This window comes from Rhodococcus sp. MurmanLake-1, from assembly GCF_056945715.1.
On the sequence record NZ_JBWZNF010000002.1, the window covers coordinates 671,926 to 691,542 of the forward strand.

At 61.5% G+C, this 19,617-nt stretch carries 21 protein-coding genes; 9 read left to right on the plus strand and 12 right to left on the minus strand.

Annotated features, from left to right (window positions below):
• Positions 1-257 precede the first annotated feature (257 nt).
• Together AC2ETI_RS09565 and AC2ETI_RS09570 are read left to right on the plus strand one after the other, a co-directional pair.
• Positions 258-1,151, plus strand: coding sequence for a universal stress protein (locus tag AC2ETI_RS09565; RefSeq protein ID WP_003946389.1), 894 nt, complete (start codon positions 258-260; stop codon positions 1,149-1,151).
• Between the two features lie 76 nt (positions 1,152-1,227).
• Complete coding sequence (locus tag AC2ETI_RS09570; protein ID WP_019744786.1) at positions 1,228-1,866, plus strand: response regulator; 639 nt, start codon at positions 1,228-1,230, stop codon at positions 1,864-1,866.
• 2 nt (positions 1,867-1,868) lie between these two features.
• Here the strand turns inward: AC2ETI_RS09570 and AC2ETI_RS09575 are convergent, their stop codons facing one another.
• The 5 genes from AC2ETI_RS09575 to AC2ETI_RS09595 form a co-directional block, all read right to left on the minus strand.
• The gene (locus tag AC2ETI_RS09575) at positions 1,869-3,560 is read right to left on the minus strand and encodes a sensor histidine kinase (protein WP_021332279.1); all 1,692 of its coding nucleotides are present in this window, start codon (positions 3,558-3,560) and stop codon (positions 1,869-1,871) included.
• 27 nt (positions 3,561-3,587) lie between these two features.
• Entirely contained in the window at positions 3,588-4,283 is a 696-nt protein-coding gene (locus AC2ETI_RS09580; RefSeq protein WP_019744785.1) for a hypothetical protein, read from the minus strand.
• 19 nt (positions 4,284-4,302) lie between these two features.
• Positions 4,303-4,635: a cupin domain-containing protein gene (locus AC2ETI_RS09585; RefSeq protein WP_003946336.1), complete on the minus strand. Its 333-nt coding sequence runs from the start codon at positions 4,633-4,635 to the stop codon at positions 4,303-4,305.
• Positions 4,636-4,719: 84 nt separating this feature from the next.
• Positions 4,720-5,211: a dihydrofolate reductase gene (locus AC2ETI_RS09590; RefSeq protein WP_019744784.1), complete on the minus strand. Its 492-nt coding sequence runs from the start codon at positions 5,209-5,211 to the stop codon at positions 4,720-4,722.
• A gap of 2 nt (positions 5,212-5,213) precedes the next feature.
• On the minus strand, positions 5,214-6,014 hold the full coding sequence (locus tag AC2ETI_RS09595) for a thymidylate synthase (RefSeq protein WP_021332281.1): 801 nt from the start codon (positions 6,012-6,014) through the stop codon (positions 5,214-5,216).
• An 86-nt stretch (positions 6,015-6,100) separates the two neighbouring features.
• On the opposite strand from AC2ETI_RS09595, the gene cobF reads away from it, so the two are divergent.
• From cobF to AC2ETI_RS09615, 4 genes are all read left to right on the plus strand, one after another.
• A complete protein-coding gene (cobF, locus tag AC2ETI_RS09600; protein ID WP_021332282.1) occupies positions 6,101-6,841 on the plus strand; it encodes a precorrin-6A synthase (deacetylating) in 741 nt (246 codons plus the stop codon).
• A gap of 75 nt (positions 6,842-6,916) precedes the next feature.
• Positions 6,917-8,083 (plus strand): GGDEF domain-containing protein, encoded by a 1,167-nt coding sequence (locus AC2ETI_RS09605; protein ID WP_483633825.1) that lies wholly within the window; start codon positions 6,917-6,919, stop codon positions 8,081-8,083.
• 43 nt (positions 8,084-8,126) lie between these two features.
• Positions 8,127-9,302 (plus strand): GGDEF domain-containing protein, encoded by a 1,176-nt coding sequence (locus tag AC2ETI_RS09610; RefSeq protein WP_020970372.1) that lies wholly within the window; start codon positions 8,127-8,129, stop codon positions 9,300-9,302.
• A gap of 40 nt (positions 9,303-9,342) precedes the next feature.
• Positions 9,343-10,209 (plus strand): Fpg/Nei family DNA glycosylase, encoded by an 867-nt coding sequence (locus AC2ETI_RS09615; protein WP_483633826.1) that lies wholly within the window; start codon positions 9,343-9,345, stop codon positions 10,207-10,209.
• On the opposite strand, the gene AC2ETI_RS09620 is transcribed toward AC2ETI_RS09615, so the two are convergent.
• On the minus strand, positions 10,202-11,077 hold the full coding sequence (locus AC2ETI_RS09620; protein ID WP_483633827.1) for a LysR family transcriptional regulator: 876 nt from the start codon (positions 11,075-11,077) through the stop codon (positions 10,202-10,204). The genes AC2ETI_RS09615 and AC2ETI_RS09620 overlap by 8 nt on opposite strands.
• Positions 11,078-11,149: 72 nt before the next feature.
• Between AC2ETI_RS09620 and AC2ETI_RS09625 the strand changes: the two genes are divergently transcribed.
• Positions 11,150-12,382 carry an MFS transporter gene (locus AC2ETI_RS09625; RefSeq protein ID WP_021332286.1) on the plus strand — a complete coding sequence of 411 codons (1,233 nt, stop codon included), beginning with the start codon at positions 11,150-11,152 and terminating at the stop codon, positions 12,380-12,382.
• Positions 12,383-12,430: 48 nt separating this feature from the next.
• Here AC2ETI_RS09625 and AC2ETI_RS09630 read toward each other — a convergent pair whose 3' ends face one another.
• The 6 genes from AC2ETI_RS09630 to AC2ETI_RS09655 all read right to left on the minus strand — a co-directional run bounded on the left by AC2ETI_RS09630 (position 12,431) and on the right by AC2ETI_RS09655 (position 18,434).
• Complete coding sequence (locus AC2ETI_RS09630) at positions 12,431-13,210, minus strand: DUF427 domain-containing protein (RefSeq protein WP_019744777.1); 780 nt, start codon at positions 13,208-13,210, stop codon at positions 12,431-12,433.
• Positions 13,211-13,267: 57 nt separating this feature from the next.
• Entirely contained in the window at positions 13,268-13,744 is a 477-nt protein-coding gene (locus tag AC2ETI_RS09635; RefSeq protein WP_019744776.1) for a nitroreductase/quinone reductase family protein, read from the minus strand.
• A 255-nt stretch (positions 13,745-13,999) separates the two neighbouring features.
• Entirely contained in the window at positions 14,000-15,793 is a 1,794-nt protein-coding gene (locus AC2ETI_RS09640) for a DEAD/DEAH box helicase family protein (protein WP_483633828.1), read from the minus strand.
• The gene (locus tag AC2ETI_RS09645) at positions 15,793-16,653 is read right to left on the minus strand and encodes an SDR family oxidoreductase (RefSeq protein WP_483633829.1); all 861 of its coding nucleotides are present in this window, start codon (positions 16,651-16,653) and stop codon (positions 15,793-15,795) included. Before AC2ETI_RS09645 ends, AC2ETI_RS09640 begins: the two co-directional genes overlap by 1 nt.
• Positions 16,654-16,712: 59 nt before the next feature.
• Positions 16,713-17,615, minus strand: a complete 903-nt coding sequence (locus AC2ETI_RS09650) for a dihydrodipicolinate synthase family protein (protein WP_483633830.1) — start codon at positions 17,613-17,615, stop codon at positions 16,713-16,715.
• 33 nt (positions 17,616-17,648) lie between these two features.
• Positions 17,649-18,434, minus strand: a complete 786-nt coding sequence (locus AC2ETI_RS09655; protein WP_019744772.1) for an aldolase — start codon at positions 18,432-18,434, stop codon at positions 17,649-17,651.
• Positions 18,435-18,599: 165 nt separating this feature from the next.
• On the opposite strand from AC2ETI_RS09655, the gene AC2ETI_RS09660 reads away from it, so the two are divergent.
• Entirely contained in the window at positions 18,600-19,190 is a 591-nt protein-coding gene (locus AC2ETI_RS09660) for a helix-turn-helix domain-containing protein (RefSeq protein WP_020908662.1), read from the plus strand.
• Positions 19,187-19,612, plus strand: a complete 426-nt coding sequence (locus AC2ETI_RS09665; protein ID WP_003946354.1) for a hypothetical protein — start codon at positions 19,187-19,189, stop codon at positions 19,610-19,612. The genes AC2ETI_RS09660 and AC2ETI_RS09665 overlap by 4 nt, the downstream gene beginning before the upstream one ends.
• The last annotated feature ends 5 nt before the right edge of the window (positions 19,613-19,617 follow it).

Sequence of the window (19,617 nt, forward strand, 5' to 3'; positions counted from 1 at the left end):
TCATATGGGACTTTTTTCACTTCTGACCGGTCGGGTTCTTCGCCTAACGTGGATTGAGTAGCCAGGGTTTGCGTGCGAATCCGGCACCGGTGGCCTCGTTGACGCCCGAAAGGGATGTTGGCGGGGCCGTTGCCGCAGTCCACCCGAACTCCGAATGTCCGATTCGGGACTCGCGTCGGCTGATGAATCCTTTTTGCCGTCATTGGGCAATAGTGTGAGGGCGAAGAGATTCTCTGGTCGATCGTGGAGGGACGAACATGAGTGCAACCAAACCCGTAGTCGTGGCAGTGGACGGCTCGGAATCGGCGTCGTCGGCTGTCGTCTGGGCCGCTCGAACGGCGGTGGCGCTCGGTCGTCCGCTGCACATCGCGACGGTGGTGCACATCCCCGCTTTCTACTACTCCGAGCCGTACCTCGCCGAGAGCTTCAAGGACGAACTTCGCCGCACTGCCACCGCTCGTCTGGACAGCGCGCAGATCCTTGCGCGGCAAAGCATCGACGACGACCTCGAGATCGTCACCGAACTACTCGACGGCAGCGTCTCCGATCGCCTGATCGAATTGTCCAAGGGCGCGTACATCATTGCGCTCGGGCCCCGCGGGCATGGTGAATTCACCGGATTGGTCGTCGGTTCCGCGACGGTGTCGGTCGTCTCGCACGGCGAATCTCCGGTGGCGGTAGTCAGGGGCCGGACGCTTGATGGTCGACCGCCGACCGAAGGCCCTGTCGTCGTCGGCGTCGATGGATCCGAAAGCAGCATCGAGGCAGTCGAGCATGCTTTCGAACAGGCATCCGCTCGGGGTGCAACGTTGATCGCCGTCAACGTGTGGAGCGATGTGAGCGTGCAGCCCTCCCTGGGCGCCACCCCCGACGATCCACTGTGGAGCAGCATCCAGACAGGTGAGGAAGTTGTTCTTGCCGAGCAATTGGCTGGTTTCACCGAGCGTTACCCAGACGTCGTCGTCGAGAGAGTCGTCGCGCGTGACCGTCCGGTCCGAGTGCTGAGCGAATACGCGGAGACGGCGCAATTGATCGTCGTCGGCAGCCGTGGGCGCGGCGGATTCGCGGGAATGCTCCTCGGATCGACCAGTCGGGCACTGCTCCATACTGCGGATTGCCCGGTTCTCATCGTCCGGCACGTCAACAAGTGAAGAGAATGCATTCAATGACTTTTGAGTCCACCGTCTCCGGTACCGTTCGACGTGAGATGTCTTTTGGAGGGGTTCGATGACAACGCGGATATTCCTGGTCGACGATCACGAGATCGTCAGACGCGGATTGTTCGACCTACTCGGCGGGGTCGAAGACTTCGTGGTGGTGGGTGAGGCCGCATCCGTGGGAGAAGCATTGGCTGCGGTACCGCAGAGCAATGCCGACGTCGCGGTTCTGGACGTACGGCTGCCGGACGGCAACGGCGTCGAACTGTGCCGCGAACTGCGCTCGATGCTGCCCAACCTGCGCTGCCTGATGCTCACGTCGTACGCGGACGACGAGGCACTACTCGACGCGATCATGGCGGGCGCTTCGGGATTTGTCCTCAAACAGATTCTCGGAACCGATCTGGTCGCTGCGGTCCGCACAGTCGGGCGCGGCGGTTCACTGCTCGACAGTCGGGCGACGGAGGCGCTGATGCAGCGGATCCGTAGCGACCGCACAGCTGATCCGTTGGCCGAACTTTCCGATCAGGAGCGAGCAGTCTTCGACCTCATCGGAGAGGGACTCACCAACCGGGAGATCGGCGCGCGATTGTTCCTCGCGGAGAAGACAGTCAAGAACTACGTGACGCGTCTGCTCTCGAAGCTGGGCATGCAGCGTCGTACTCAGGCTGCGGTGCTGGCCACCGAAATCCGCAGCGGCAGTCGATAGGTCTACCGACCGGACTTCGGTCGATTCGAGTTGGTGCGCCCGAGCGGTACTCGCCAGAGCAGGCGTGCACCGCTCGGATCGTGGTTGACGATCGTGCACGTACCGCCGCAATGTTCGGCACGGCGCTCGAGATTGTGAAGTCCACTCTTGTGGAAGTCGGAGGGCAGTCCGACGCCGTCGTCCTCGATCGTGATCGCAAATTCGACGTCCGCGGTGACTGCGATGGTGATGTGGTGTGCGTGTGCATGCCGAAGGACGTTGCTCAGCCCCTCACGCAGCACAGCTTCGGCGTGCTGGTGGATCCCGGGATTCACCAGAGTGTCGATGGCGCCGGAGAATTGGACGCTGGGGGTCACGGCGGACTGTGCGGTGGCGTCGCCGATGACATCGAGGAGGCGTCGGCGCAGGCTCGACGAATCGGTGGCTGTGGGAGTCTGCAGATCGAAGATGGTTGTCCGAATCTCGCGGACTGTCTTGTCGAGCTGTTCGAGGGATCGTTTGACAATCGCGCGCGCCGACTCCGGGAGGGTCTCGTCCGGAAGCGTGCTCTGCAGGCTCATTCCGCTAGCGAACAGTCGCTGGATGACGTTGTCGTGCAGGTCTCGTGCGATGCGGTCGCGGTCCGCGAGAACCGACAACAGGCGTTGCGCCTTTTGTTTCTCGTCGAACTCGATTGCAACGGAGCCGAGTTCGGCCATCGACTCGATCCGGGTCAGTTCGTCGTGATCCCAGTGCGTGTTGGTCGAGTTCGACGCCACGATGACCGCGCCGACTACACCCGAGGCGACGCACATCGGTGCCACGACCGCACTTCCGGCCGACGGCACCAGTTCGGTGAGTGCACCTAAAGTGGTGAGTACCTGTAGCTTTCGAGTGCTCCGCACCACGTCGAACGGATAGGTCGTCGCTGGAATTCTGACTCCACGTGACGTGGTTCGGGCGCTGGCCGCAGCGTGAACCTGTGCGTACCCGTTCTCGCAGATCACCACGATCACGTCGTCGACGCCGGTCAGGTCCCGAACGCGACTGGCAAGAAGTTGCAGGCCGTCCTCGAGCGAGTCACCGGCCAGCAACCGCGAGCGAATGGCAGATGTTGCGGTGAGCCATCTTTCACGAGTTCGTGACTGCTCGAACAGCCGGGCGTTTTCCACAGCGATGCCGGCTGCGATGGCGAGGGCCTCGAGAATGACCTCGTCTTCTTGGGTGAACTCGGCTTTTCCGCGCTTCTCAGTCAGGTAGATGCTTCCGAACACCTTTCCTCGCATCATGATCGGCGCCCCGAGGAAGCTCTCCATCGGCGGATGATTTGCGGGGAATCCCACCGATTCGGGATGGTCGCCGAGATGCGCCACACGCAAAGTCTGCGGGTGATTCATCAGAACACCCAGAACGCCATGACCTTCGGGGAAATGTCCCATGGTCGCGCGTTGGGACCCGGAGATTCCCTCGTACACGAATTCCGAGAGCCCGCCCCCCGGCGCCGCAACCCCCAGGGCGCCGTAGCGGCAATCCAGAACCGTTGTCGCAGAGGTGATGATCCGTTGGAGAGTCAGGTCGAGATCCAGACCTGAACCGACCACCAGGACCGCCTCGAGCAGACGGTGGAGTGTCGGTATGTCTGCATTGGAATCGCCCAGGCGGTCGAGCAACTCGCCGAACGTGCGTGCCGGACTGTGACCCGATGCTTCGACCATGGTCGAAGCATATCGCCTCGCGGAACGTCAGCCCTCCTGACGGCGACCTTCCCACCACGACGACCAGTGATGCTTGATTTCGTCGAACTCGTCATCGCTCAGGTCGTAGGTGGTCAGCAGGATGGACATGCCTCCGTCTGGCCGCTGCGGAGTCACCGACTGGGTCGCGACAGAGAGTAGACCAGGACCGAGATCTTCGACTGTCAACCCGAATTGGTGATCGGTGACGTAGTCGACGACGCCTTCGAAATAGTCGCCGGGAGCGATTGTCGCCGCGTACCGACTTCCCGCTTCCAAACCGATTTCGGTGAGCCCGAGGACGGTTGCCGCATTCTCGCCAGGGAGCAGCAGGCCGTCGAGATAGATGGTTCTTCGCTCAGCGAGTCCGTGGTGCTCCACTGCGAATCTGAGCAACTGGAGGAACGTCGTCCATCCCTCGGTGATGTCGTCGTACCAGTCGTCGTCGGCAGATTTGGCCGGCCGATCGATGCGGACGACCGTCTTGCCGTCTTGTTCGAGAAGTGAGAAGCGGTCACCGTTTCCGAGTTTCAGCGTCAGTGCCTCGGGATCGGCCTCAGCGGTGGAGTAGATCTGGGCGATTTCGTCGTCGAGACCGTCGTACTCCCAGCCGAACCAACGACGAATCAGCGACGGGTCGCGCAGGGCGGGCCACAGAACGGACGGGGCTGCGACGATGGACACTTCGATCACGGTTTCGCTCACCCGGAAGACGGTACCGACTTCAACCCTTCATGGCGACGGTGAGCAGAAATGCAACGTCTTCGAGCGCTTCGACGCTGTGGCGGTCGGCCGGCACGGTGAGGAAATCACCGGTGGATCCTTTCCACTGGTCGCTCCCACACACAAGATTCAGCTTCCCGCTCAGGACCAACAGTGTGGCTTCGCCCGGACTGTCGTGTTCGGCGAGGCTCTTGCCGGCGCTCAGGGCGATCACCGTCTGTCGCAGGCTGCGCTGGTGGCCGCCGTAGACGGTTTGTGAACTGCGACCGCTGGTCGCCGAGCCCGCCAGTTTCAACTGTTGACGAGCGAGAGCGGTCAGTGACTTCTTGTCCATCGAAGACCTCTCGGAAGCGGTGAATGTCGTTCTTGGAGTATGACCGACTCACTCGCGAGGTGCCTCGTTATCGGCGGAAGTCGGTCAGCGCGTGTATTCCAGCCAGCGGAAGCGCAGCCCGCTCTTCTCCGAGGTCTGCCAGGGCTCGTCGGACTTCAGGTTCCATTCGGGGCCGATCTCGGGAGCAAAGGCATCACCGGCGATGTCGAGGTCGACCTCGGTCACCAGGAGATGCGTCGCGAATGGCAGTGCAGCCGAATAAATTTGCCCGCCTCCGACGACGAATACGTCACCGTCCGGCAACGCCAAGGCGTCGTCCAGCCTGTGGACTACCTCGGCGCCTTCGGCTTGCCATTGCGGATCGCGCGTGACGACGATGTTCCGACGCCCGCTGAACGGCCGGAACTTCAGCGGAATGGAGTCCCAGGTGCGCCGTCCCATGATCACCGGATGTCCCATGGTGACGCGTTTGAAGTAAGCCATGTCCTCGGACACGCGCCACGGGATCGTGTTGTCGACGCCGATGACGCCGTCGTGGGCCTGCGCCCAGATGAGGGTGACTGTGCGATCGGTCATCGTCAGACCGCTACCGGCGCTTTGATCGCGGGGTGGTGCTGATAATCGACGATCTCGACGTCCTCGAAGGTGTAGTCGAAAATGGAGTCGCGTTTGTTCAGCTTCAAGGTCGGCAACGGAAGGGGCTCGCGACCGAGCTGCTCGGTGACCTGGTCGACGTGGTTGTCGTAGATGTGGCAGTCACCGCCGGTCCAGACGAACTCGCCGACCTCGAGTCCGGCCTGCTGGGCCATCATGTGGGTGAGCAGCGCGTAGCTGGCGATGTTGAACGGAACGCCGAGGAACATGTCGGCGCTGCGCTGGTACAGCTGGCAGGAGAGCTTGCCGTCGGCGACGTAGAACTGGAAGAAAGCGTGGCATGGAGCCAGCGCCATCTGCGGAATGTCGGCGACGTTCCACGCCGAGACGATGATTCGCCGCGAATCGGGGTTGGAGCGCAGAGTCTCGACGGTCTGCGTGATCTGGTCGATGTGCTCGCCCGAAGGGGTGGGCCAGCTACGCCACTGGACGCCGTAGACGGGTCCGAGTTCGCCGTTCTCGTCGGCCCACTCGTCCCAGATGGAGACGCCGTGCTCGTGCAGCCACGCCACATTGGAGTCGCCGCGCAGGAACCACAGGAGCTCGTTGACGATCGACTTGAGGTGGACCTTCTTGGTGGTGACGAGCGGAAAGCCGTCGGCAAGATCGAAACGCATCTGGTGACCGAAGATGCTGCGGGTGCCGGTTCCGGTTCGATCGGATTTGGCAGTACCCGTCTCCATGACGAGCCGGAGGAGGTCTTCGTAAGCAGTGGAGACAGTCACGGGAATCAGTCTAGGGCCTGCCTTGCCGTGCGCCTTTATTAACCTCCCGCGGTTAATAAAGGCGCACGGCAATATAGCCTCGGCACATGCGCGAACTCTTGGTGATCGGTATCGGTGCGGGTGATCCCGACCAGGTGACGGTTCAGGCGATCAAGGCTATGAACAGGGCCGATACGTTCTTCATCATCGGAAAGGGTGACGAGAAGCAGGCTCTGGTCGACTTGCGAACCGGCATCCTCGACGAGCACGTTCACCTCGACTACAAGGTGGTCGAGATCACGGACCCGCCGCGGGACCGAACCCCGACCGATTACGAGGGGGTTGTCGAGGACTGGCACGAGCGTCGGGCCGCGAAATTCGAAGCGGAATTCGCGGCCGAACCTGGCGTCGGAGCGATTCTCGTCTGGGGTGATCCCTCCCTCTACGACAGCACTCTGCGGATCGTCGAGCGCGTGCTCGCTCGCGGGAGAGTGACGTTCGACTACTCCGTCATCCCGGGAATCACCAGCGTGCAGTCGTTGGCTGCACAGCACCGAATCGTCCTCAACCGAATCGGCGAACCCATCCACATCACGACCGGCCGCAAACTGGCCGAGGGATTGCCCGACGGCGTGGACAACGCCGTCGTCATGCTCGACGCGCATTGCACCTTCACTCAGGTGGCCGAAGACCATGCCGAAATCTGGTGGGGGGCATACCTCGGAACCGCGGACGAGGAGTTGATTTCCGGCAACCTGCGCGACGTCGAAGATCGGATCGTCGCGCGCCGGGCGGAGCTGCGCGAGAAGCACGGTTGGATCATGGACACGTACCTCGTTCGGCGCTGACACCGACCGCGGATTTGCGGCCTCGATCCTGCGCTCTTGATCCCGAACGACGGTCTGCGCACCTATGATCTGCGCATGACATCGTTCGGGCAGGACCGACTGCAGTCGATTCTGCCCGCTCCGCGTGGCCGTGAAAAATCAGCTGTGAAGTCGGCTTTCGACCTTCTCGTTCAGTGGTATCGGCGTCCTGATCAGTTCGACAGTTTCAATCGATACCTCGCCACGAAGGGCCTGGAGCTAGCCGTCCGATTGCTGGTCATCGGTTCCCTGACGACGGTCATCGTTGCGATGACTCTGCTGCGCTTCAGCGACGCGGGCGTGCACAACCACGTCACCAGCGTCGTCAACGCCGTCATCATCGGAGTCACGGTCGCGGTGATCGTGCTCTTCTGCCTTCTGCCCGAAATCACGCGTCGGTGGTCGTACTTTTTTGTCGCCTACTGCGAGGTCGGCGTATTCGTCGGTGTGTTCTTGAACAGCGACCCCTTCATCGGGTTGATCCAGTGCGTGCTCTTGATACTGATCGGTGGGTACATCGCGTATTTTCACAACGCGAGACTCCAGGCGATTCACATCGCCCTGTCCATCGTGGTTCTGGCAGTGGTCGGACGAAAGGTCGCGGTCTACGCGGATCCTGCGTTGGCCACCGCACTGTGTCTGATCATCGCCACCGGGATCGTGGTCATCCCGTTCGCCTGCCAGTTCGTCCTCTCACTTCTCGGCTCCGACGCGGACAGTTCGGATGTGGATCCGTTGACCGGCCTTCTGAATCGGCGCGGGCTGCAGCGAGCTGTTGTCGAAATGGGGGCAACGGGGCATGCGTCGAGCAAGTCGTCGTATGTCGTTGTGATCGTCGATGTCGATTCGTTCAAGAGCGTCAACGACTCGCGGGGGCACGAAGAAGGCGATCTCGTACTTCGTGAGATTGCTGATCGACTGCGGTGGTGCGGCGGTGAGAAGGCGCTCTTCGCCAGATTCGGTGGGGACGAGTTCGTCTTGGTGGACACGATCGACGTCGGTGCAGCGCCCGCATTCGAGGACAATCTGCGAAGGCACCTGCGAATCGACGATCGTGATCCGGCGGTGACGACCAGCGTCGGAGTCGCGATCACCTCTGCCGAATGGTCTTCGATCATTTCCGACGAGGAGTTGACGGAACTGTTTCGAGTAGCAGACGCCTCGATGTACCGCGCGAAGGCCGCCGGCGGCGATCGAGTTGTGATGTGGGACGGCAAACAGTGAGAATTGTCTGATTGCGGGGAGTTGACTGGATTACCCTGACCCTATGGAATCTGCCGAGGGTGTGGAGCGTTCGGACGCCGTCGCGTCTCAACGGCCGCTCTCCGGTCCCGCATTCCGGCTGATCTCTTCTCAACTTGTCGATTGGTATCGGCGTCCGGACCAATTCGACACCTTCAATCGCTATCTCGCGGACAAAGGGTTGACCGTCGCCTCGCGGTTTCTTGTCGTCTGCTCGTTGGTGCTGGTCACGGTGATCATGTTCTTGACTCGCTTCAGTCCACAGGGACCGACCACTCCGCACGCGCGCACCGCGAACGCAGTCATCATCGTCATAACCGTGATGATGGCCGTCGCCCTCTCGACGAGGCGCAACCTCTCCCGTTCCTGGTCATACGCCTTTGTGCTCTATTCGGAAGTGGGAATAGCGGCCGCAATGCTGTTGTATTCCAATCCACTTGCGGCACTGGCCCATGCCGTGATGTTCTCGGTGATCGGTGGATACATCGCGTTCTTCCACAATGCTCGAATACAGAGCCTGCACATGCTGTGGGTATTCGTCGTAGTCATCGGCATTGTGACGCGCATTTCCGTTGTCGAGAACTATTCGGATGTTCCGGTTCTGGTCGCTTTGACAGTTCTCGTCGGCGCCGCGATCTACGTGATCCCCTTTGCCTGTCAGTTCATCTTCTCCATTCTCGGCACCGATGCGTTGAATTCGCAGTTGGACCCGCTCACCGGACTACTCAACAGGAGGGGACTGGCCGACGAGGTGCGACTGCTACTGGAGCGGTCGTACGCGAATTCGGCGCTTGTCGTTGTCGCCGCTGTCGACATCGATCGATTTAAGACCATCAACGACGAGTACGGGCACACAGTCGGGGACGCTGTGATCGAGAAGGTCGGATCGAGACTGGTCGAATGCGCCGGCCCGGCGGCCTTGATCGCACGGATCGGCGGCGACGAGTTCATCATCGTCGATTCGGGCGATCAACGCTCGGTCGATCGACTCGAACAAGAACTTCAGCGATCAACGGTCGCTGCTCCCGACCATTCCGAGGTCGCCCTGAGCGTCGGAATCGCGAAGGTCGCAGGTCCTTTCGAATCGCCGGACGATGCACTCATCGCCTATCCCACTTTGCTGCGACGTGCAGATCGCGCGATGTACGCAGCGAAGGCGCGCGGTGGACACTCGGTGGTTCTGCTGACCGAAACGGACTGAGCACACGGTGAGTGTCCGTGGTCGGCGTTAGTCTGATGCCATGCCTGAACTACCCGAGGTGGAAGCGCTGGCAGGGTTCCTTCGTCAGCACGCGGTCGGCGCAGTAGTGGGACGCGTCGATATCGCTGCATTGAGTGTGCTCAAGACCTTCGATCCGCCGATCACGGCTTTGCAAGGGCGTGACGTCACGGGCGCCGCCCGCTTCGGGAAACATCTGGCTCTGGATTGCGACGGGTTGTGGTTGGTCACGCATCTCTCCCGTGCCGGTTGGATGCGGTGGCTCGATAATCCGTCGCCAACGCCGCCGAAACCGGGGAAGGGGCCGTTGGCGCTGCGCGTTCATTTCTTCACACCTGAAGGGTTGACGCCGGCGTTCGATCTCACCGAAGCCGGCACCAAGAAGCGCCTCGCCGTGTGGGTGGTGAACGATCCGCAGGAGGTTCCGGGCATCGCCCGGTTGGGGCCGGACGCGATGGCTGTGACAAAAGCTGAGTTCGCAGAGATTCTGGGCGGGACGTCGGCGCGGATCAAGAACTCGATAGTCGATCAGTCGCTGATCGCCGGCATCGGGAACGCCTACTCGGACGAGATCCTCCACACCGCGAAACTATCGCCATTCGCGACCTCGTCGCGGCTGACGCCGGAGCAGATTTCGACGCTGTATGCCGTGATGCGGTCCACGCTGGCCGACGCGATCGAACGTTCGGAAGGTCAGGACGCGGCGCGGCTCAAAGGTGAGAAACGCTCGGGGATGCGAGTACATGCTCGCACCGGACTTCCCTGTCCGGTGTGCGGTGACGTCGTACGCGAGGTGTCGTTCGCGGAGCGTTCTTTTCAATACTGTGCGACGTGCCAGACAGGCGGTAAGCCGTTGGCGGACAGGCGAATGTCGAAACTGCTCAAGTAGCGAACTGCGCCGCGAGTAGTTCGACGAATTCGCGGGCGAGCGCCGACGAATGGGTGGGTTCGGTAATTGCGTGGACGATCCGATGCGGCGCATCGGTGATCGGAATACAGACCAGTTCGGGATGTAGGGCGCTCATGGACTGGGGGAGCAAACCGACACCCAGGCCGTTGGCGGTCAGTGAACAGATCAGGTCCACCGAGTTGGCTTCGAGCGTTTTTCCGCGTGGGACCTGTGATTCGGCGAAGGCTTGGTCGGTTTGGACACGGGCCTCGCTGCCGGAGGCGAAGTCCACGAGAGTGTGATCCCGTAGGTCTTCGAGTCTGATCGACGAGGCCTGGGCAAAGGGATGGTCGGGAGCAACAAACGCTGCGGTGGGTTCACTCCACAACGGTGCGGCGGCAAAGCTCTTGGGTAAGCGGCCTGCGGCCAATCCGACGATGCCGACGTCGATGGCGCCGGACCGGACTCCTTCGATAACTACTTCACTGCCGTACGGTCGCGCGGTGATGTTGATTGCAGGGTGGCGGCGTGTCAGATCTGCCAGCGCACGGCCGACGTCGACGCGCCCCGCCGAGGTGATGGTGCCGACCGTCAGCCGCACTTGCTCGTTGCTCCGTGCCGAGACATCACTGACCAGTCTCGACACGGCGCCGAGCACCTCACGGGAGCGGGCGACAAAAACCTCCCCGGCAGCAGTCAGGCCGACGTTTCGACTGTTGCGGTTGAACAATTCGACTCCCAGTTCCTTTTCGAGGTCTCTGATCTGGGCACTCAACGCGGACTGTGAAACGTGCAACCGCGCGGCAGCACGGCTGAAGTGTCTGTCTTCCGTGACTGCCAGGGCGTAGCGGATGTGACGTAGTTCCATCGCACCAATCTATCGCTTCTGGAGATAGATCATGCATATCTATCTATTGGACGCACGTCGGTGTTGCCGGTCATGCTTGACGACATGATTTCAAGCGACGCGCGTCCGAGGCTCGGACTACCGATAGTGCTGCTGATGGCTGCAGCGACGGGTCTGTGCGCGGGCGGTAACTACTTCAATCAGCCACTCCTCGATTCCATCTCGGACCACTTGAACGTCTCGGCCTCCGCAGCGGCCGCGACGGTGACCATCGCACAGGTCGCGTATGCACTCGGATTGATACTTCTGGTTCCGGTAGGCGACATGGTCGACCGACGCAAGCTGACGGTAGGGCTCATGCTGCTGGCGGCTACCGGTCAAGCGGTCAGCGGATTTGCGCCCAACTTTGCCACGCTTGCCGTGGGAATCGCAGTGGCAGGGGTCTTTTCGGTTGCTGCACAGGTGCTGATTCCGTTTGCCGCCTCACTGGCCGAACCTGAGCGGTCCGGCCGGGTGGTCGGAACGATCATGAGTGGACTGCTGATCGGAATCCTGTTGGCGCGCAGTGTTGCCGGCGTGCTCTCCGGACTGGGAGGTTGGTCGACGGTCTACAAGGTTGCGGCGGTTCTGATGGTGGTGATGGCCGTGGCATTGTGGCGATCTCTGCCTTCCGATTCCGCCGATCGACCGAAGGCAAGCTACGGCGCAACGCTCGTGTCGGTAGGGAAGTTGGCTGCGACCTTGCCGCGCCTGAGAACTCGATCGGCCATGGGCGGGCTGGCTTTTGCTGCCGTCAGCACAGTCTTCACGACAATGGCCTTTCTTCTCTCCGGCGAATTCGGCTACAGCGATACTCAAATCGGCCTGGTCGGACTACTCGGCGTGGCGGGAGCGTTGATGGCGACCGTGGCGGGCAGGCTGGCCGATCGGGGACTGGGTCAGGTGGCGACGGGCGGAGCTATCGCGATTCTGTTGGTCTCGTGGCTTCCGTTTGCCTCCGGTGCCACGCATATAGTGTGGTTTCTTGTTGCCATCGTTCTTGCCGACCTCGCGCTGCAGGGAGTGCACGTCAGCAACCAGAACGTGATCTACGCCCTTGTCCCCGAAGCGCGTTCGCGTGTGAACTCGGTGTACATGACCACCTACTTCGTGGGTGCCGCCGTGGGCTCGGCTGTGGGGTCGATGGTGTGGAAGTCGTACGGCTGGAACGGAGTATGCATCGCCGGGTTGGTCTTCTCGGTTGCAACGGCGTTGGTGTGGATGCACGATCGCCGGCTGGAAAAGACTGAACTGCGAATCCCGGAATCCCTTGTCTCGGTGGGATAGGCACCCGCACCTTCTCGGATCCCCGCACCTGTCAGATTTCGGCGCCTGTCAGATTTCGGTACCGTCCACCAGGATCTTGCCGACGCGTTCGGGATAGAACGACACGTGGTTGTCGATCCCGGACGCTTCGGCGGTGGTGAACGGATAGAACCACGCCAGATCCTCGATCGGTGCGAGTTCGGTTGTGCCGGTGAAGGACAGATACGACGCAGTGCCCTTGTACGGGCAGGCCGTGGTGGTCGGGGACGGCACAAAGTACTCGCTGCGAACGTCGATTCTCGGAATGTAGTACCGCGTGGGCAGTCCGGTTTCGAACAGCAGTCTGGGTCGCGTCGTCTCGGCGACCAGTACGTCGCCGACAAAAACTTGGACGTGTCGGGACGAGGGGAGTGCGTCGATACGTACGTATGGATCGCGGGCGTGGACAAAGACCTGTTGATCCTCCTCGTACCAGGCGTCCATGCGATCCCAATAGAACGCGGCGTACTCACTCAGGTCCAGGGAACCGTCGAACTGTTCAGGGTAGGACCAGACGGCGTCCTCGGCCCGGCGATCCCCGATCTCGATCGTCCAATAGGTGGCGTCGCCTTTCCAGGGGCAATGGGTGGTCGTCGACGTCGGGACGAGGAATTCGGTGCGAACGTCCGCGCGAGGGATGTAGTACATCGGCAGGCGGCCGCGTTCGAAAAGGTACACCGAACGAGTGGTGTCCGCGACGGCGTGACCAGCGAAGAATGCTCGAATGCGGCGGGGGTTCGGCTCCAGTGCGATCCGCCCGTTGGAAGCTGTGATCTGTGTGTCTTCTGCGTGAGTCAGTGCTGTGGACATTCGCGAATGCTCCTGAGATCGGCAGGGTGGTCCTTCCCATCCTGCGCTCGCCAGCAGCTATTTGACAGGTTGGAGTCGAAATACGCGGATCTGGCGCCCGAATGCTCGATCGGCGTAGGTTTCGTACGGTGGCCACGTGGTGGTCGCGAGCTTCCACAACTTCTTACGCGTGGCGCCCTCCGCCAGACTCGCACCGACCGGTATTTCGACGCCCTTCACTGTCACGATTGCGGTGGGATTTGCCATCAAATTGAGTGTCCACGCTGGATGCGTATCCTGCCCCCAGTTGGATCCGACGACGACAAACGCATCGCCGTCGGGTGCGTACAGGAGTGGTGTGGTGCGAGAACGGCCGGTCTTGCGGCCAGTGGTGGTGAGCAGTAGCTGGGTCACCGTGTTCTCGCCGACGAGTGAGAGCTTGCCGCCCGACACTCTCTGCACTGCTCGATCGAGCGGAACCAGATCCTTGCCGAGATCCGAGAACCATTGTGTATGGCCGACATTGCGCATCAATGACCGGTAGATATTGCGCATAGGACCCCTCGGTTTCTCGGCACTGTTTCGAGGCTGGTGCACCTCGACTCGAAAGAGTCTGCCACGTCAGGTCACAGATACCTGAGTCCCAAGGTCCCGAAAGGAATGAAGCGGTCAGCCGAATTCGGTTATGGTGGAGTGGAATTGGGGCATACCTCCGAAACCGTTCGTGTGCGCGCGTTGGATGGCCATTGGAAGGTCAAGCCTCCGAGGTCAAGCCTCCGTGGTCAAGCCCCCGAGGTCAAGCCTCCGAGGTCAAGTCTCTGTGGTCAAGACATCGGGCTCTAGCCATTCGACGCCGAGCAGTTCGGACAGCGACCGCAGACCGGATCGATCACCGCCTTTCAGACCTGTGACCGAATTGAGATTGCGCAACATGACCGTGGCGACGTCCTCTTCCTTGGTGCCCACGCCGAAGGGTATGACCCATGGACACGTCTGGTAGTCGCGGTGTGACCGACCGAATGTCTGTTCTGCCGCGATCCCTGAGTATCGCGGTTGATGAAAGATTCCCGTCCGTGGCAACGAGGACGCGTGAGTGCCGTCGGGGAGTGCTTCGTTGGCGTGGAGCGAGATCGAGGTCGTGACATTGAAGACGATGACCGGTGCATCCCCGCGTTGAAACCGCAGACGTTGACCCTCCTTGTCCGGCACCGCGCCGAACAGTTTTGCCACCGAGATCCCGGCGTCTTCGATCATCTCGACCAGTGGATCGCCTGCCGTGGAGACGAATTCGACGGCCACCAACACCTGTTTGCCTGCCTTGACCTGCGCCTGCGCCCACTGGGCCGTCGATTCGGCGCGGATCATGCCCGCCTTCTGTCGATAGCGCAGAACAAGCGCACGGCCCCGCGCGATGTTGCGGCTCTTGCGGGCCAATCCCATTTCGTAGGCGTACTCGGCCCACTCGGTCTCGTACTCGGCGCGCTGGGCATGCGTGAGGTCGATCGGCATACCGTCGAGCGGAACGGGTCCCCACGGAGTCGGTCGATGAATCATCAAGGGCGGTTTGCTGTTCGACATCCATCCACGCACGGTCTCGAGCGCCTGGGATTGCAGGGTCGCTGATTCCTTCGCCTCTGCGCTCCACGTCCACTTCCCGTAGGACTTGTCCAGCGGAATGCCGGACTCGACAAGCCTGGCACCCAGGTCGGACCAGTACTCCGAAGGTTCTGAATGCAGCTGCGCAAAAAGCGGCGCCAGGTAACGCTGATCTGCCGGCGTATGTCCCGGTGTTGCTGTCACGGACAGGACGAACGGCGCTTGCTCGTGTGAATTGGAAAAGCGCGCAACCTTCTCGAAGGCAGCTGTGCGCTGTGTGTCGTTGCTGTACAGCTGGGCCTCGTCCGCGATCACCACACCGAAGGTGTACTTGGGACGGCCGTTCCGCGCGATCAGCTTCTTCAATTGGTCAGGCGACATGATCAGCCAGCGGAATCCGCCGTCGCCCACCGAGGCGATGGAATAGCGCCAATGCGGAATGGTGATCTGTGCGGGTCGATCGACGAGGACGAGGATGTTGGTTTCGCCGCGTTCCTCGGCAATCGTCTTGGCCGACATCACTGCGATCAGCGTCTTACCCAGGCCGGCATTGTCTGCCAACAGAAATCCGCGTTTGCCGGCCCGAGCAGCGTCGACGACGGCCGCAGCCCCCGAAACCTGCTCGGGCCGAGGAATTTTGGGTGCAGCAACCGGGCGTTCGCCGGTGCTGTCATTGATGTCGTCCTCGACCCACTGCTGATATGAGAAGGGGAGTGCCTTGAACGGAGCGAGTTCTACAGGCAACTCAGTGCCGACCCACGCGTAGCTCTTCCATCTCTTGACGAACTGCGCACCAGGCGCCGGCGTCCGAAAGGGTACGTCGAGAAGCCAGACTCGTTCGCCCGGAGCGGCTGTCGGAACGTCGGGCATCACAGCGCGTGATCGTTTCTTTGCGACAGTCTTCTTTGCGGCGGTCTTTTTGGTTGCACTCTTCTTGGGTGCAGCCTTCTTCGGTGCAGCCTTCTTTGCGGCAGCCTTGCGTGCCGTGGTTGCTTTGCGTGGTGGCATCAGGCGGTTTCTGCTGTGAGGAATTCACGCAGCGTGAGCGCAGGCCGGCCGACAAGGTCCTCCACGGTGCTCGTGATCATCGCCAATTCACCCTGCGCGATTGCGGTGTACGTCGACACCCAAGCATCGAGCTCCCAATCGGGTGCGTTGTACGACGCCCGCGACTCGTAGGCTTCCTCGAGCATTTCCTCGACGTACGTGGTCCGCTTGCCGGTGACCTCGGTGATGATGCTCGCGGCCTCGGAGAGCGTCAGTGCCTCGCGTCCGGTCAGGTTGTACGTCTGTCCGACATGAGAATCCAGATCCTGCAGAACCGACACGGCGACGGCAGCAATGTCGGACCGCGCTACCGCGCCGACAAGACCGTCACCTGCGGGTCCGCGGATCACACCGTCTTCACCGGCGAGAGCGGGTAGGAAATCGAGGTAGAAGCTGTCGCGCAGGAAGGTGAATGCGAGTCCGGAAGCGCGGATATGTTCCTCGGTGATCCAGTGATCGCGAGCGAGCGTGAACGTCGCGTCCGGAGCGGCACCGAGGAAAGACGTGTAGACGATGTGCCTGACCCCGGCCTCCGCTGCGGCGTCGATGAAGGTGCGGTGCTGATCCAGGCGATCTGCGCTTTCGGCCGCCGAGACCATGAAGAGGGTGTCGATTCCGGCCAGAGCCGCGAGAGCGCTCTCCTGATCCCCGTACGTGGTCTCGGCCGAATCGGCACCGGGGAGCTGCGGTAATCGGTTGACCGACCGTGCGATCAGTCGCTGCGGGACACCGGCGTCGGCCAACGACCGGGCCACCAGTCCGCCGATATGACCGGTAGCGCCGGTGACGGCGATCCTCGCTGACCGTGAATCTACGGACATGGTGCCCCTCCTTCGGTCGGTGTGCATCCCATCTTGCCGGAACCCACTCCCACGTCAGGTCACGACGCGACGATTACACCGCGAGCCACCGACAGAGCGTCGGACAAAGCTGTCCTGGTGTTGTCGTCGAGGGGCAGCAGGGGCCGGCGGGGAAGGCCGGCGTCGACGCCGAGAAATTCCATCCCGGCTTTGACCGTCGACGGCAGTCCGCGACTGACGAGGACCTTCAGTAGTGGCTCGATCTTGTCGAATACAGCGCCGGCACCCGACCGATCACCGGATTCGAGTAGACGCCAGAAGTGCACCACCTGTTCGGGGACCAGACACGGGGCTGCCGTGCACCATCCGCTTGCACCGGCAGAGAAAGATTGCAGTGCAAGAGGATTGCTGCCGTTGAAGAAGGGAATCGTGCCACCGCTCAGTTCGTTGATGCGGTTCATCCGGGTGATGTCGCCGGTGGATTCCTTGATCATCGTGATGCCGTCGACGGTGGAGACGAGGTCGACGAGAAACTCCGGCGACATGTCGATCCCTGTGGTCGCGGGATTGTTGTAGATCATCGTGGGAATGTCGACGGAATCGGCGACCGCACTGACGTGTTCACGAATCTCCTGCTCACCCAGATGCCAGTACGACGTGGGGAGGATCATCATTGCGTCGGCACCGGCGTCTGCCGCGATCGATGCTCGGCGGAGTGCTCCCGCCGTCGTCAGATCCGACACTCCGACGACGGTGGGGACTCGTCGGTCGACGAAGTCGACAGTTTCCCGGGCGACCGACTCCCATTCGGCGTCGTCGAGATAGGCGCTCTCGCCGGTGCTGCCGAGTGGGGCTATCGCGTCGACACCACTGCTGATCATGCTGTCGAGGAGCGTGTGTAGCGGCTTGGGATCGAATGCTCCGGTGTCCCGGTCGAACGGGGTGATGGGGTAGGCGACGATTCCCTTGATTGTGCTGCTCATGGGGTTCTCTGTTCTGTTGGTGGGAAACGAAATTCAGTTGGTCAGTGCGTCGGGATGATTGCGGAGAGCCCGACGGGCGTAGTACGCGAAGTTCGCCTCGCTGCGCCGAGGGGTCAGTGTCCAATCGTGAGCCTCCTTCGCCAGGCGAGGCGGTAGCGGCTTGATGTCGCCGGCAGCCATTGCCAGCAACTGCAGCCGCGCGGCCCGCTCGATCAGATGCCCGAGGGAGCATGCTTCTTCGACCGTGTTGCCGACGACGAGTTGGCCGTGGTGGGCGAGCAGAATTGCCCGCTTGTCGCCGAGCGCAGCCGAAATGATCTCGCCCTCTTCGTTTCCCACGGGAACTCCGGGCCAGTCGGCGAGAAATGCGCAGTCGTCGTAGAGGGGCGCGATGTCCATTTGGGAGACGACGAGGGGAATCTCGAGCATCGACAACGCCGTCGCGTGCAGTGGGTGTGTGTGGACGATGCAGTTGACGTCGGGTCGGGCGCGGTAGATCCAACTGTGGAACCTGTTGGCGGGGTTCGGCATGCCCTCCCCGTCGAGGACTTCGAGGTCCTCGTTGACGAGCAGGAGGTTGTCCTCGGTGATCTCGTCGAACCCGAGGCCGAGTCGCTGGGTGACAAACGTGCCAGGCTGCTCACCGCGGGCGGAGATCTGGCCGGCGAGACCGGAATCGTGGCCGGCGTCCGACAGCGCGCGGCAGGTCAGTGCGATCTTCTGTCGAAGTGTCCAACTGCCTGTGGTTACTTCGGTGAGCATTTTCGTCTCGGCGGTGGCCATGAGTTCTTGCTTGCTCGCATGCATCGTGTCGGTCATGGGGTGTGCCTTTCTCGGGGCCCGGAATCAATGACATTCAGTCACCTATAGGACACAAAGTGTCATATAGGACGGAAATGTGCAACCCTCAGGACGAGCGTCGGTGATCGTCGCAGGTCAATGTGTTGGTAGGGTGATGACACAAAGTCTCGTGAGGGGAATCGAATGGCAGCGTTTTTGCGAACACATCGGCGTCGCGCCGGTCTGACGCTCGAGGGCCTGGCCGAGCAGACCGGTCTGACGAAGAGCTATCTCTCGAAGGTCGAGCGGGGTATCAGTACCCCGTCGATCGCGGTGGCGCTCAAAATTGCACGGGTGCTCGATGCCGATGTGGGACAACTGTTCTCGGACAGTATGGAGGGCAATGCCATGACGATCGTGCGCGCCAAGGACCGCGTGATCGACCCGGCTTCCTCCGTGCAGTCTTCCGTCTACGATCCGATCGCGCCCTCCATGGTCGGAAAGGCCATGCAGCCGTTCGTGGTTCATCCGGCGTCGGTGATGGGTCCCAAGTTCATGGACCACACGGGAGAGGAGTTCGTGTTCGTGCACTCCGGATCCGTAGAATTCGAAATCCCCGGACAGACGATGCACCTCGACGCCGGCGACAGCCTGTATTTCGACGCGAATACGCCACACCGGATGCGATCGGTGTCGGCAGATCGTGCGGTGGTGCTGGTTGTCGTCTACGACAATCCTTCGACTGGATCACCCAGCGGTGACTCACTGGAAGCGCACTGCGGGGTGAGCAGATGACCCTGGGGATCGACACGACACTGACGCTGCTCGCGGCCGGTCTGATCTTCCTTCTCTCCCTGTGCCTGGGAATCTGGAAGTACCGACAGATGGCCACCTCGGATAATCACCTCGCCCATCCGTATGTCGACATCGCCCACCGCGCAGCCCTGATGTACTCGTTTGCGACGCTGCTGATCGCGGTGTTCGTCGAACTCAGTGCGTGGCCGACGTGGATCAACCTGACCAGTGCCGCAGTGGTCGTGTTCTTCTTTCTCGCAGCGATTTTCAGCTACATCGCTCACGGTGCGATGAAGGACACCGACAATCAGTTCGAGTCCGCCGGTCCGCCCCTGCACCTCGGAATGTTCCTGCTGATTCTCGGTGAGGTGGGCGGATTCGCGGTCCTGCTCGCAGGTTTCGTGAAAGGCCAGTTCTTCTGACCGGG

Bases quoted from the DNA above. Each gene is read 5' to 3' on its own strand.
- AC2ETI_RS09565 (WP_003946389.1), top strand. From the start codon at position 258: ATGAGTGCAACCAAACCCGTAGTCGTGGCAGTGGACGGCTCGGAATCG.
- AC2ETI_RS09570 (WP_019744786.1), top strand. From the start codon at position 1,228: ATGACAACGCGGATATTCCTGGTCGACGATCACGAGATCGTCAGACGC.
- AC2ETI_RS09575 (WP_021332279.1), bottom strand. From the start codon at position 3,560: ATGGTCGAAGCATCGGGTCACAGTCCGGCACGCACGTTCGGCGAGTTG.
- AC2ETI_RS09585 (WP_003946336.1), bottom strand. From the start codon at position 4,635: ATGGACAAGAAGTCACTGACCGCTCTCGCTCGTCAACAGTTGAAACTG.
- AC2ETI_RS09590 (WP_019744784.1), bottom strand. From the start codon at position 5,211: ATGACCGATCGCACAGTCACCCTCATCTGGGCGCAGGCCCACGACGGC.
- cobF (WP_021332282.1), top strand. From the start codon at position 6,101: ATGCGCGAACTCTTGGTGATCGGTATCGGTGCGGGTGATCCCGACCAG.
- AC2ETI_RS09605 (WP_483633825.1), top strand. From the start codon at position 6,917: ATGACATCGTTCGGGCAGGACCGACTGCAGTCGATTCTGCCCGCTCCG.
- AC2ETI_RS09610 (WP_020970372.1), top strand. From the start codon at position 8,127: ATGGAATCTGCCGAGGGTGTGGAGCGTTCGGACGCCGTCGCGTCTCAA.
- AC2ETI_RS09615 (WP_483633826.1), top strand. From the start codon at position 9,343: ATGCCTGAACTACCCGAGGTGGAAGCGCTGGCAGGGTTCCTTCGTCAG.
- AC2ETI_RS09620 (WP_483633827.1), bottom strand. From the start codon at position 11,077: ATGGAACTACGTCACATCCGCTACGCCCTGGCAGTCACGGAAGACAGA.
- AC2ETI_RS09625 (WP_021332286.1), top strand. From the start codon at position 11,150: ATGCTTGACGACATGATTTCAAGCGACGCGCGTCCGAGGCTCGGACTA.
- AC2ETI_RS09630 (WP_019744777.1), bottom strand. From the start codon at position 13,210: ATGTCCACAGCACTGACTCACGCAGAAGACACACAGATCACAGCTTCC.
- AC2ETI_RS09635 (WP_019744776.1), bottom strand. From the start codon at position 13,744: ATGCGCAATATCTACCGGTCATTGATGCGCAATGTCGGCCATACACAA.
- AC2ETI_RS09640 (WP_483633828.1), bottom strand. From the start codon at position 15,793: ATGCCACCACGCAAAGCAACCACGGCACGCAAGGCTGCCGCAAAGAAG.
- AC2ETI_RS09645 (WP_483633829.1), bottom strand. From the start codon at position 16,653: ATGTCCGTAGATTCACGGTCAGCGAGGATCGCCGTCACCGGCGCTACC.
- AC2ETI_RS09650 (WP_483633830.1), bottom strand. From the start codon at position 17,615: ATGAGCAGCACAATCAAGGGAATCGTCGCCTACCCCATCACCCCGTTC.
- AC2ETI_RS09655 (WP_019744772.1), bottom strand. From the start codon at position 18,434: ATGACCGACACGATGCATGCGAGCAAGCAAGAACTCATGGCCACCGCC.
- AC2ETI_RS09660 (WP_020908662.1), top strand. From the start codon at position 18,600: ATGGCAGCGTTTTTGCGAACACATCGGCGTCGCGCCGGTCTGACGCTC.
- AC2ETI_RS09665 (WP_003946354.1), top strand. From the start codon at position 19,187: ATGACCCTGGGGATCGACACGACACTGACGCTGCTCGCGGCCGGTCTG.